Here is a 12,831-nt window from a genome sequence, read left to right as displayed (position 1 = left end):
CTCAGGCCGCGGGGACGAACTCGTCGACCTCGGCCGCGTGGATGTGCAGCATGCGCGCCAGCAAGCCGTTGCCGCGCGAGAACTTCAACGGAAGTTCGGTGCCGTTGAAGAACGCCGCGCCCTGATCCGGCGACTTGTCGGACTTGTCGTCGGGGTACAGCGGGTTGGTGGTGTTCTCGATCTTCGGCCACAGCGCGCGGGCCGCTTCGGTGGACTCGAACTCGATGATCAGCACGAGCGTGCCGGGAAGCAGTTCACCCGCGACTTCCTCCAGGACCGAGCCGCCCAGGTAGCCGGGGTGCCCGTCCAGGGACCCCAGGAAGTCCCGGAGGCAGGCCTGGGCCTCGCCGACCTTGCCGGGGTCGCACACGTAGATGAACACGTCACGTCGTTTGGCCATGGTGCTTTCCTCGCGTTTCGTCGTCGATCGATCAAGCCGGTGTCATTTCGCGGTTTCGCATTCCGCCATCCGCCCTGGGGGCAGGGTGACCACCTGCAGGTTCTTCCGCTGCGGACCACCTACCCGGAATGAGCCCAGGAACCGGTTTTCAGCGGGATTTCCATGAACACCGCCCGCGACACCCCGGCGGTGTCGTCCTCGACCACGACCGAGCCCATGGACAGCCAGAACGGCAGGGCGCCCGGCGAATGCCGGAAGGTGTGCAGGGCGACGGCGTCGTAGTGGCCCTCGCGCCGCACGCGGTCGAGGACCTGGCGGATCAGGACCCTGGCGATGCCGCGTCGCCGGTGCTCGCGGAGGACGTAGACGCGGACCAGCTGGCCGGTGCGCCCGTCCCGGTAGCGTTCGACCAGGTGCGGTGGGCTGAGCCCGTCCTTCAGCGTCCCGCCGCGGACGCCTGCCGTGGCCAGCAGTTCGCCGGTGTTCCGGTCGACTGCCACGAGCAGGAACGGCGCCTCGGGCTCGATGTACCAGCCGGCCATGTCGTCGATGTCGGCGTGCACGACCGGGTCGTAGGGGTCGCCGAAGTCCTCCCAGACCGTGCGCAGCATCAGTGCTCGCGCCTCCGGGATGTCGTCGGCGGCCAGTTCTCTGACGGTGTATCCGGCGTCGTGGCCGGTCGGTGCTGTCATGGACGCAGACCTCCAGTTCGACTGCGGGGCGGACTGGCCGCAATTTCCATTGAAATCGAAGGTCCGATTTCAATGGAAATTGCGGTACAACTTCCTATTGCCGGGTGGCGAGTTTCGCCCGGTAGGCGGCGCGCGCCTCGGCGCTGGCGTGGTGCCCGGAGAGCTCGTGCAGATCGGCTGGGCGCTTTCCGTCGACGATCGGGTGCAGGTGCACGAGGACCGATTCGAGGTGCGGTGTCGCGTGCAGCAGCTCGTGTTCGACCCGGTCCGCGATGCGATGCCCTTCCAGGACGCTCAGATCGCCCGGCACGGCAACGTCCGCGTCGGCTTCCATGCGGTGCCCGTTCCAGCGGGCCCGGAGCCGGTCCACCGCCACGACGCCGTCGACCGCGGCGGTCGTGCGGGCCATCTTGTCGATGACACCGGGTTCGACGCCGTCCATCAGCCGGCGGAACACGGTTCGCATCGTGCTGATCAGGATGCCCAGGATCACCAGCGCGATGATCAGCCCGATGATGGCGTCCGCGCGCTCGAAGCCGAGCCACACGGCGACCACTCCGACGACGACGGCGACCGAGGTGAGCCCATCGGCGCGGGCGTGGTGCCCCTCCGCGATCAGTGCCGCCGAGCCGATCTTGCGGCCGGTCCGGATCCGGTAGACCGCCACGATCTCGTTGCCCGCGGCGCCGACGAGACCGGCCGCGAAGACCCACCACAGGTTGGTCAGCGGGCGCGGGTTGATCAGGGCGTCGACGGACTCCCAGATGATCAGCACCACGGACGCCGCGATCACCAGGGCGATCAGCACCCCGGCGAGGTCTTCGGCGCGCCGGAAGCCGTAGCTGTAGCGGTTCGTGGCCGCCCGCCTGCCCAGCCGGAAGGCGATCACCAGGGGGATCGTCGTCACCGCGTGCCCGAGGTTGTGCAGGGTGTCGGCGAGCAGCGCGATGGAGCCGGAGATCGCCACGATCGCCATTTGCAGGATCGCGGTCGCCATCATCCCGGCCAGGCCGATCCACGCCGCCCGGATCCCCTGACCGCTGGTCTCTTCGGCCGACTGGATGGCTTCGTTGGCGTCGTGCGAATGCGGCACGACGACGTGCTTCAGCTTCGCCAGAAACCCTTGTCCGTGCTCATGTCCGTGTCCATGTCCATGTCCATGACCATGTCCGTGGCCGTGCCCATGGCCGTGGGCGTTGCGCTCGCCGTGTTCGTCGTGCTCTTGCGCGGAGTCGTGCCCGTGGCCCACCGCCCGAGCATCGGCCGCACTGGTCGAATTTTCGCTGCTCATGGAGACCGAACTCCCGTCTGTGGGGGATACTGTGCGAGAGTGTTCAGCACGTGATGTTTCACGATGCACATTACAAATGGTCCACCGGGCAGTCAACCACCGAAGGCCGCCGGGAAGACCGCTGACCCAGGTTGTTAACAAGCAGGACTCAGCTCGTGACATCGGCCGGAGCCATTCCGGCGCTCCTCGCGAACAGCCTGGCAGACAAGCCTCCTTCGCCCGTTCAGACGCATCACGACGAGATCTGGCCGGTCGACAATCCGCTCAGCAGAAGACATTGTTGACAACCTCTGATCGCTGTCCGATGATTTCCCGCATCGTTGCCGAGCCGGTCTCCGGCTCACCGCGGTCGGCCGCGCTCCCCAGCGGTCGGCGCCCGCGCCGTTGCGAGCACTTGCAGGCCATGCGCCACGATTCTTCGTTCCTGCCAATGATTTCCAATACCTCGACCAAACAGCGGAACGGGAGACGAGAAGTCGACGAGGCGGCCCTCGCCGGAAACCGTCGACGACCACGAGATCGTCGCTGACGCCTGGCAGTCGCGGCCTATCAGCGGCTGTCCCCCTCACCAGGTGGTTCCCATGAGAAGCTCACGACTCGTCCAATTCGCCGCGCTCGCCGCGTCGGCCGCGCTGGTGCTTCCCGCGTGCGGCACCTTCGGAAAAGGCTCCCCCGGCGGCGCCGACGGCGGATTGGTGATCAGCCTCCAGTTCACCCCCCGGTCCAACTACGCCCTCGAAACCGACGACGCCCTCGTCCTGAGCCAGATCGGTTGCCTCGAAACGCTTCTGACCTACGACATCGAAGCCGGCGAGCTGAAACCGAAACTGGCCACCAGCTGGCAGCAGAGCACCCCGACGACGTGGGACTTCAAGCTCCGCGAGAACGTCAAGTTCCAGGACGGCACAGACCTCACCTCGGCCGCGGTGGTGGATGCGCTGCGCCGCCTGCTCAAGGCCGATGCACCGCCCCGCGCCTTCACCCCGAAGGTGATCTCGGCCGTCGACGCCGTCGACCCGTCGATCGTCCGGATCAGCACCCACAAACCGAGCGCACTGGTGCCTTTCCGCCTGGCCAGCGCCAACACCGGGATCCTCGCACCCGCGGCCTACACCGACTCCGGCATTAAGCCCGTTCGCCACTGCACCGGCCCCTACACACCAGTTTCCGAGGTGCCGAGCCAGTCGATCTCTTTGGAGCGCCACGCGAACTACTGGGGCAACCCGGCAGAACTGTCCCATGTGGAGGCTCGTTTCATACCGGAAGGAGCCACCCGGGCCACGCAGCTGCAAACCGGCGAATCCCAGATCTCGCTGGGCATCCCCGCCGCCAGCCTGGCCGACCTGCGCGGCAACAGCGACCTCGCGGTGAGCGAGGCGTTCACCCCGCGCACCACCGGCCTGTACTTCAACAACTCCCGCGCCCCGTTCGACAAACCCGAACTGCGCAGGGCCGTGCAGGCCGCGCTAGATCTCGGTGCCATCGCCACGAGCGTCTACGACAACGCCGCGAAACCCGCCGTGGGACCGTTCTCCCCCGCCGAGGCGTGGGCACCATCGGGCGCCAAGCCACCGGCGCAGGACATCGCGAAGGCGAAACAACTGCTCGCTGACGCCGGATACGCCCCGGGGCAGCTCAAGCTCAACCTGCTCGTATACACCGAACGACCCGAGTTCGGCGACCTCGCCGCGGTGGTGCAGGCCAACCTGGCCGCGATCGGGATCAACGTCGAGGTGCGGATGAGCGACTACTCCGCGATCGAGCCCACGCTCCTGGACGGCAACTACGACCTGGCGCTGCTGTCCCGCAATCACCTCACCGACATCGCCGACCCCATCGGCTACCTGACCGCCGACTACAGCTGCAACGGCGGATACAACATCAGCAAGTTCTGCGACCCCGCCGTGGACGCCAAGCTCGAATCGGCAAACTCGATGAGCGCCGCCCAAGAACGCAACACCGTCTACGCCGACGTGGCGCGGCTGCTCCAGGACAACGCCGTCACGGCCTTCGTGGTGCACGAGCAGACCTTCGCCGCACACCGCACCTCCGTGCACGGATTCGTCGACGACCCGCTCGCTCGATACGCGGTGACCAGCGCGCTCACCGTGGACAACAAGTAAAGCGTCCGAAGGGAAATCGCCAGTCATGGACCTGCTCGGTTACCGCCCGAAGTACATCACCTTCGACTGCTATGGAACCCTCACCAACTTCCAGATGACCGAGGCCGTGCTCCCGCTCGTCGCCGGCCGCATCGCGCCGGAGGACACCGCGACGTTCATCAAGGACTTCCGCGCCTACCGCATCGACGAGGTGCTCGGCGAGTACAAGCCCTACCAACAAGTTCTCCGCGACTCCTGGCAACGCGCCTGCAACCGCTGGCGGATCCAGTACCGGTCCAGCGACGCGGACGCCATCGTCGAGGCGGTCGGCTCCTGGGGACCGCACCCGGACGTGCCGGAACCCCTGGCCAAGCTGGCCTCCGCCTACCCGCTGGTCATCCTGTCGAACGCCGCCGACGCGATGCTGCGCAACAACGTGGATCAGCTCGGCGTCGACTTCCACCGGGTGTTCACCGCGGAGCAGGCCCGCGCGTACAAACCCCGCTACCAGGCCTTCGAATACATGCTCGGCCAGCTCGGCGCGGAGCGGCACGAGATCCTGCACGTGTCCTCGCACATCTGGTACGACGTGATCCCGGCGCACGAACTGCGCATCAAGCACAAGGTGTACGTCAACCGCGGCTACGACCCGTCGGTGCCCTTCTACGAGTACGCCGAGACCACGGACTTGGCCGGCGTCCCGCCGCTGCTCGGCCTGTGAACCGACACATCGGAGGATCTTGTGAAGCTCCTGCCGTACTGGTTGGACACCGCAAAATCTGCTGGCGACTTCCGCCGCAACGAGCTGCCGGCACGTGCCGACGTCGTCGTCGTGGGGGCCGGTCTCACCGGACTGTCGACCGCGCTGCACCTGTCCCGGCGAGGCGCCCAGGTCGCCCTGCTGGACGCGCACACCGTCGGATGGGGTGCCTCGGGACGCAACGGCGGGATGGCCACGACCGGACTGGCCATCTCCTTCGCCACCGGCGTCAAGCGCTACGGCTCCGGTCCGGCGGCGGCCATGTTCCGGTCGTACAACGACGCCATTGACACCCTCGAAGAACTGGTGGAAACCGAGGGTATCGACTGCTCGTTCGAGCGCACGGGCAAGCTGACCTTGGCTGTGAAGCCCTCGCACTACCGCGACTTCGAAAAATCCGCCGCCCTGATGCGGGAACTGGCCGGGCAGGAGGTGCACCTCGTGCCCCGGTCGCGGATCAGGGACGAGATCGGCAGCCCCTACTACCACGGGGCGATGGTCGATCCGCTCGGCGCGGCGGTCCACGTCGGACGGTTGGCGGCCGGGCTGGCCGCGTCGGCTGCGGCCAACGGGGTGTCGATCCACGAGGAATGCCGGGTCGTCGGGTTCACGCGGCGCGGCACGCATGCCCACGACGTCCGGACCGAGCTGGGCACGATCCGCGCCGAGCAGGTGGTGGTCGGCACCAGCGGCTACACCGGTGGCCTGACCCCGTGGCTGCGCAGGCGGATCGTGCCGATCGGCAGTTTCATCGTCGTCACCGAGCCCCTGGCGAAATCCGTCGTCGAGGAGCTGCTGCCCAACCGGCGCGTCGCGTCCGACACCAAGCACCTGACCTACTACTTCCGGATCACCCCGGACGACCGGCTGCTGTTCGGCGGACGCGCCCGGTTCGCCCTATCCAACCAGGACTCCGACCGCAAGAGCGGGCGCATCCTGCGCCGCGCCATGGTCGAGGTCTTCCCGCAGCTGGCCGACATCCGCATCGACTACTGCTGGGGCGGGCTGGTCGACATGTCCCTCGACCAGATGGTGCACGCCGGGCAACGCGACGGCCTGTTCTACTCGCTTGGCTACAGCGGGCACGGCGTGCAGATGGCCACGCACATGGGCAAGGTGCTGGCCCAGGTGCTCGCCGGGGAGCCCGCGGCAAACCCGTGGCGGGACCTGAAGTTCCGCGCCATACCTGGGCATTTCGGGCCGCCGTGGTTCCTCCCCCCAGCGGGCGTGTTCTTCAAGTTCCTCGACCGCATCAGCTGAGGGACGAGTATCGGACCGGTCCCGCGGCCGGCGGTCGTGCCGCGGCGCAGGACCCATGTGGAGCCATCAATTGCGGAAATAGAGGCGTGCCGTGATCTTCTTCGTCAAACGGCTCATCGTGCTCGTCAGCACGCTCGTGATCGTCTCGTTCGTGGTCTTCCTGATCCCGTACGTGACGCCGGGGGATCCCGCGCGGAAGATCCTGCGGGCCCGGGTCGGCGACCTCAACGTCGACCCGGCCGCGCTGGAGAACCTTCGCCAGCAGTACGGGCTGGACCGGCCGCTGCTGGTGCAGTACTGGGACTGGCTCGGCGGTGCGCTGCGCGGAGATCTCGGCCTGTCCTACACCAGCCGCTCCCCGGTCGTCGAAATGATCGGCCACGGGCTGGCGGTGACCGCCGTCCTCGCCGCGGCATCGCTGCTGTTGGCGCTGCTGGTCGCGCTGCCGTTGGGCGCACTCGCCGCGGTCAAGCGCGGGAAGCCGGCGGACACCGCGATCACGACCGTGACGCAGGGGTTCGTGGCCATCCCGGAGTACTGGCTCGCTCCGGTGCTGATCCTCGTGTTCGCGATGCAGTTCCGAGCACTGCCGTCCGCGGGTTGGCAGGGGCCGCAATCGATGGTCCTGCCCTGCATCACCCTGGCCCTGCGGCCGATGAGCTACTTCACGCAGGTCGCCCGGGCATCGATGATCGAGGTCCTGGAGTCCCCGCACATCACCGCCGCCCGGGCGCGCGGCCTGGCGTTCGGCACGACGATGCTCCGGCACGGCGTTCGCAATTCACTGCTGCCGGTGATCACGCTGTTCTCGGTGTGGCTCGCCGGGTTGCTGGGCGGATCCGTCGTGGTGGAGGTGATCTTCTCCATCCCGGGCATGGGACGCCTGCTCTACGAGTCGGTGGTGAACAACGACGTCCCCGCGCTCCAGGCCGGGATCGTGAGCCTGGTCGGGCTGGCGGTGCTCATCACGACGCTGACCGACCTGCTGTACGCGTGCATCAACCCGACGGTGAGGGCAGCCCATGTCTCTTCTTGACGACCACCTCCGCGCACCAGAAGCGAACCGCGCCGAAACCTCGTCCGCACGTCTCACCCGCAGGCGCGGCTGGGCCGACATCCGCACCTGGCCGGTGAGCCTCCGCGTCGGCGTCGCGGTCTTCGGCGCCGTCCTGGTGGTCCTGGTCCTGACGCCGTGGATCGTCCCGCACGACCCGGCGGCGCAAGACCTGGCCAACCGGCTGGCCCCACCCGGCGGCGACCACCTGCTCGGCACCGACCAGCTCGGCCGCGACGTGCTGAGCCGGCTGATGGACGGCGGCCGGTTCTCGGTGTCGATCGCGGCGATCACGCTCGCCATCTCGGCGGTGACCGGCACGTTGATCGGTATCGTGTGCGCGCGGCGCGGCGGCGCGCTCGACGAGTTCGTCATGCGCGTAACGGACGTGTTGCTGGCCTTCCCCGAGGTCATCGTCGCGATGTTCCTGGTGTCGGTGCTGGGGACCAACTACCTGACCCTGGTGCTTGCGCTGGTGATCAGCGGCTGGACCCCGTTCGCCCGGCTCGCCCGCGGGCTGGCCCTGGAGGTGTCCGCGCGGGACTTCGTAGAGGCGGCGCGGGCGCTCGGTTGCTCGAAACCGTTCATCATGTTCCGCCACGTGCTGCCGAACGTGCTCGGTCCGCTGCTGGCACACGCCGCGAGCCGCTTCGGCCACAAGCTGATCACCGTGGGCGCGCTGTCCTTCCTCGGCCTCGGCGTGCAGCCCCCGGATGCCGACTGGGGTTCCATGCTCGCAGACGGGCAGCCCTACCTGACCCGCGCTTCCTGGCTGGTGATCTACCCAGGTCTGGCCATCTTCGTGACCGCGCTGAGCATCACATTGATAGGTCAGGGCATCAACGCCCGGCGGAGCAGCCGCAGTTGAAGAGAGTATTTCAAATGTGATTTGCGTGGCGGTGCGGGTAGCGGAACCTCAGATGCCTTCTCGACTCCGGGATCCCCGACTCATGTATGTCCAATACACCACGCTGGGGCTGTCCTCGCGAGAAACATCTGAGAACCCGCGGCGGTGCAAGAGCTGAGTCCCACACCGCAAGCGGCTACCGCCGCTTATAAAACAGACCCGAGGAGCAGCCGTGAGCTCACCCAAACGCAAACCCGAGCCGCGTGTCCCGAAACGCACGCTGGCCGCCGTAGTCACGTCGCAGATCCGGGAGCGGATCATCGCGGGCGCCTACCCGCCCGGAACGCAGCTCAACGAGGGCGAGCTGGCCGCGCGCTTCGCAACCAGCCGCGGACCCGTTCGCGAGGCGCTGCAACGGCTGGTGCAGGAAGGGCTGCTGACCAGCACACCGCACAAGGGCATCGCCGTGCGGGTGCTGACCGCCGACGACCTGGACGACCTGTACTTCGCCCGCGCAGCCGTCGAACGCGCCGCGCTGCAACGGTTGACCGCGCGCGGGGCGCCCGCCGCACTCATCGCGAACCTGGAACAGGCGGTGGAACAGCTCGCGCAGGCGGTGGACAACGAGGACTGGCACCAGGTGTCGGCCGCCGACCTCCGGTTCCACCAGCACCTCGTCAACGCCGCGAGGAGCGAACGCCTCTCCCTGATGTACGCCTCGCTGGCCGACCAGACCCGGCTCGGCCTCAACCTGATGCTCGGCACCTACAAGGGGCGCACCGACCTGGTCGACGAGCACCGGGAACTCCTCAAGCTGGTCGGCTCCGGCGACCGCCAGGCGCTGCTGGACGCCTTGGACAGGCACTTCGGCGACGCGATGATCACCTTGCGCCACCACATCGACACCCAGTTGCCGGCCGAACCGGGGAGGCGGGCATGACAGAACTGCTCACAGTGGAGAATCTCTCGGTCGAATCCCCTTCGGGCGCGCGGATCCTCGATGGCGTTTCGCTGTCCATCGGGGAAGGTGAAGTCCTGGCCGTCGTCGGCGAATCGGGCTCCGGCAAGAGCATGACCGCGATGTCGCTCATCCGCCTGCTCCCGACGCCGCTGACCGCCAGCGCCGACGGCATGACGCTGGCCGGCCAGGACCTGCTGCGCGCCACGGACAAGGAGATGAACTCCATCCGCGGCGGCCGCGTCGGAACGCTCTTCCAGCAACCAAAGCGCATGCTCGACCCCACCTGCACCGTGGGCGCCCAGATCGCCGAGCCGCTGCGCCGCTTCCGCGGTATGAACAGAGCAGCCGCGCGACGCACGACGGTCGAACTGCTCAGGGACGTCGGCATCCCCGAACCGGAACGACGCGCACGCGCCTACGCGCACCAGCTCTCCGGTGGCATCGCGCAACGTGTGATGATCGCGGTGGCACTCGCCGGGCAGCCGCGCCTGCTCATCGCGGACGAACCGACCACCGCCCTCGATGCCACCGTCGAAGCACAGATCCTCCGTCTCATCGCGTCGAAGAAGCACGAGCTGGGCATGTCGGTGCTGTTCATCTCCCACGACCTCGGCGTGGTCTCCTCGATCGCCGACCGGATCGCGGTCATGTACGCCGGGCGCATCGTCGAGCAGGGTCCCGCCGCGGAGATCCTCGACGCACCGCAGCACCCATACACCCGCGCGCTCATCGAATGCTCGCTGCTGCGACAGAACGCGCAGGGCGAGCTCTACGCCATCCCCGGGCAGGCCAGTTCGGCGCGTGCGATCACCGCCGGCTGCCGGTTCCGGAACCGGTGCGCGACCGCGCACGCGGCGCACATCGAGCACAAGTGCGCCGACGTGGAACCCGCACTCGTCGATTCGGGTGCACCCGGGCACACGACCCGGTGCTGGATCCCCCTGCAGCGCACCGAGGAGTCCCGATGAGCACCGACCACCGCGATGTCATCGTCCTCGACGACGCCGTCAAGCACTTCCCGCTCCCCCGGCGCGGTTTTCGGCCCCGCGAACTCGTGCATTCCATCGACGGCGTCACGCTCCGCGTCCGCCACGGCGAAGTGCTCGGGCTGGTCGGCGAATCCGGCTCGGGGAAGAGCACACTGGCCCGGGTCATCCTCGGCCTGACCCCCACCACCTCCGGCCGGGTCGCCGTCGACGGCATGGAGATCAGCCAGTTGCGCCGCGCGGAACGCAAGCTGCTGACGCGCACCGCGCAGTTGGTCTTCCAGGACCCGCATGCCGCGATGGACCCGCGCATGACCATCGGCGAAAGCCTCACGGCCGTGCTCGCGCAACACGGGATCGGGACCAAGCACCAGCGCGTTCAGGCGGTTTCCGAAGCCCTCGCCGAGGTCGGACTGGACGACGGCTACCTGAACCGCTATCCGCGCGAGTGCTCCGGTGGGCAGTTGCAGCGGGTGGTCATCGCCCGCGCGTTGCTGCTGCGACCGAAGCTGCTCATCTGCGACGAGCCGACCTCGGCGCTCGACGCTTCGGTGCAGGCGAGGATCCTGAACCTGCTGCACCGCCTGCACCGCGAACACCAGCTCACGATGGTGATGATCTCGCACGACCTGCGCGTCGTGCGGTTCATCGGCGACCGCGTAGCGGTCATGTACCTCGGCCAGATCGTCGAAATCGCCGACCGCGAAGACCTCTTCCGGAAGTCCTGCCACCCGTACACGCTGGCGCTGCTCGCGTCCGCGGGGGAATCCACGCTGGTGGAGGCCACCGCCGCGGCGATGGGCGAGCCACCCTCGCCCGTCCACGTCCCAGCGGGATGCCGCTTCCACCCCCGATGTCCGATCGCGACCGACCGATGCCGCTCGCAAGCTCCCGAACCCCGGGAAATCGGGCGAGGCCACCAAGTGCGGTGCCACCGCTGGAACGAAGCGCGCAGCGCGCTCGCAGCCGAGGGGGCCGGGACTCGATGACCACGACAACGAGCGACACCACGAGTGCCGTCGCCACGCCGGAGAGCCAGGTGTGGGCCCCTCCAGCCGGCGGGTTCTGGGAAGGCGAGTGGAAGGACGGTCATCGGCGAATGCTGATCCGCGACCCGGAGAACGGGAAGCCGGTGGGCGCCGTGATGGACGCGACGGACCACGAGACCAACCGCGCGGTCACCTACCTCGCCGACCGCTGGCGCCGCCACGCCTGGCCGCTGTGGGAACGCCGCGAGGCCCTCGAACGAACTGCCGCCGCCCTCGCGGACGAGGCGAACAGGTTCGCCTCGATCATGTCCGCCGAATCGTGCAAGACGATCAATGAGGCACGCAACGAGGTCCTGCGTGCCACTGAGACGCTGCGGCTCGCAGCTCACGCCGCGGGAAACCTGACCGGCCGGACGGTGCCGTTCGACAACACACCGCGCGGACGGGGCTGGACGGGCTGGTACACGCGTGAGCCGATCGGCGTGGTCGCCGCGATCACGCCCTTCAACGACCCGCTCAACCTCGTCGCCCACAAGCTGGGCCCCGCACTCGTCGCCGGCAACGCCGTGGTCCTGAAACCCGCTCCGCAAACCCCGCTGACCGCGCTCGCGCTGGTCGAACTCCTGCTGCGCAACGGGGTTCCCGCCGAACGCCTCGCCGTCGTACCGGGCGAGAACGCCGGGCACTCGCTGGTCCGCGACCCGCGGATCGACGTCGTCTCGTTCACCGGTGGCCCCCGCACCGCCGACCGCATCGCGCAGGCGGGCCCGGCGCGCAAGCTCCTGATGGAGCTCGGTGGCAACAACGCCTTGATCGTGTGCGCCGACGCCGACCCGGACCACGTCACCACTGCCGTTGTCGACGGCGCCTTCGGAGTCGCAGGGCAGAATTGCCTTTCAGTGCAACGTGTTTTCGTCGACGCTATCCGCTACGGCGGGATTCTCCGGCGCGTCGTCGACGCAGCGGAGGCGCTGGTGGTCGGCAGCAAGAAAGATCCAGCCACGAACATCGGTCCCCTCGTCAGCGAAACCGAGGCCAAGCGCGTCGAGCGCTGGATCGGCGAGGCCGTGGCGGCCGGAGCGATCCTGCACACCGGTGGACGACGACGCAGCACCTTCGTGACGCCCGCCGTCCTCACCGACGTCCCGGCGGATGCCGCGCTCCGGAACGAAGAGGTCTTCGGCCCGGTCGTCCTGCTTGAGCCCTTCTCCGACCTGACGGCGGCGATCAACTCCGCGAACGCCGTGGACACCGGACTCCATGCCGGTGTCTTCACCCACGACATCCGGCGCGCCATGACGATCGCCAACGCGCTGACCGTCGGCGCCGTAATGATCAATTCCAGCCCCGACTTCCGCATCGACGCCATGCCCTTCGGCGGTTTCAAACGCTCGGGCATCGGCAGGGAGGGCATCGAGTCAGCGGTGGAGCAACTCACCGAACCCAAGATCGTCGCGATCAACACCGGGTTCGCACCGGAATGATCCCC

The 12,831-nt window shown here is 68.0% G+C and carries 12 protein-coding genes; 9 read left to right on the top strand and 3 right to left on the bottom strand.

Annotated features, from left to right (window positions below):
* Position 1 precedes the first annotated feature (1 nt).
* From DL519_RS03045 to DL519_RS03035, 3 genes are all read right to left on the bottom strand, one after another.
* The gene (locus DL519_RS03045) at positions 2-400 is read right to left on the bottom strand and encodes a hypothetical protein (protein WP_190812789.1); all 399 of its coding nucleotides are present in this window, start codon (positions 398-400) and stop codon (positions 2-4) included.
* Between the two features lie 119 nt (positions 401-519).
* Positions 520-1,092 (bottom strand): GNAT family N-acetyltransferase, encoded by a 573-nt coding sequence (locus DL519_RS03040; protein WP_190812788.1) that lies wholly within the window; start codon positions 1,090-1,092, stop codon positions 520-522.
* 94 nt (positions 1,093-1,186) lie between these two features.
* Positions 1,187-2,383, bottom strand: a complete 1,197-nt coding sequence (locus tag DL519_RS03035; protein WP_190812787.1) for a cation diffusion facilitator family transporter — start codon at positions 2,381-2,383, stop codon at positions 1,187-1,189.
* A gap of 581 nt (positions 2,384-2,964) precedes the next feature.
* Here DL519_RS03035 and DL519_RS03030 point away from each other — a divergent pair.
* From DL519_RS03030 to DL519_RS02990, 9 genes are all read left to right on the top strand, one after another.
* Entirely contained in the window at positions 2,965-4,506 is a 1,542-nt protein-coding gene (locus tag DL519_RS03030) for an ABC transporter substrate-binding protein (RefSeq protein ID WP_190812786.1), read from the top strand.
* A gap of 25 nt (positions 4,507-4,531) precedes the next feature.
* Positions 4,532-5,206: a haloacid dehalogenase type II gene (locus DL519_RS03025; protein ID WP_190812785.1), complete on the top strand. Its 675-nt coding sequence runs from the start codon at positions 4,532-4,534 to the stop codon at positions 5,204-5,206.
* A gap of 21 nt (positions 5,207-5,227) precedes the next feature.
* Positions 5,228-6,505: an NAD(P)/FAD-dependent oxidoreductase gene (locus tag DL519_RS03020; RefSeq protein WP_190812784.1), complete on the top strand. Its 1,278-nt coding sequence runs from the start codon at positions 5,228-5,230 to the stop codon at positions 6,503-6,505.
* A gap of 91 nt (positions 6,506-6,596) precedes the next feature.
* Positions 6,597-7,541, top strand: a complete 945-nt coding sequence (locus DL519_RS03015; RefSeq protein ID WP_190812783.1) for an ABC transporter permease — start codon at positions 6,597-6,599, stop codon at positions 7,539-7,541.
* Positions 7,528-8,427 (top strand): ABC transporter permease, encoded by a 900-nt coding sequence (locus DL519_RS03010; RefSeq protein ID WP_190812782.1) that lies wholly within the window; start codon positions 7,528-7,530, stop codon positions 8,425-8,427. The genes DL519_RS03015 and DL519_RS03010 overlap by 14 nt, the downstream gene beginning before the upstream one ends.
* A gap of 211 nt (positions 8,428-8,638) precedes the next feature.
* A complete protein-coding gene (locus DL519_RS03005) occupies positions 8,639-9,346 on the top strand; it encodes a GntR family transcriptional regulator (protein WP_263399562.1) in 708 nt (235 codons plus the stop codon).
* The gene (locus tag DL519_RS03000) at positions 9,343-10,335 is read left to right on the top strand and encodes an ABC transporter ATP-binding protein (RefSeq protein WP_190812781.1); all 993 of its coding nucleotides are present in this window, start codon (positions 9,343-9,345) and stop codon (positions 10,333-10,335) included. Before DL519_RS03005 ends, DL519_RS03000 begins: the two co-directional genes overlap by 4 nt.
* Positions 10,332-11,342 (top strand): ABC transporter ATP-binding protein, encoded by a 1,011-nt coding sequence (locus DL519_RS02995; protein ID WP_190812780.1) that lies wholly within the window; start codon positions 10,332-10,334, stop codon positions 11,340-11,342. Before DL519_RS03000 ends, DL519_RS02995 begins: the two co-directional genes overlap by 4 nt.
* Entirely contained in the window at positions 11,339-12,826 is a 1,488-nt protein-coding gene (locus tag DL519_RS02990) for an aldehyde dehydrogenase family protein (protein WP_190812779.1), read from the top strand. The genes DL519_RS02995 and DL519_RS02990 overlap by 4 nt, the downstream gene beginning before the upstream one ends.
* The last annotated feature ends 5 nt before the right edge of the window (positions 12,827-12,831 follow it).

Source organism: Saccharopolyspora pogona, from assembly GCF_014697215.1.
GTDB lineage: Bacteria > Actinomycetota > Actinomycetes > Mycobacteriales > Pseudonocardiaceae > Saccharopolyspora > Saccharopolyspora hattusasensis.
This window is presented reverse-complemented; position numbering and strand designations above follow the sequence as displayed.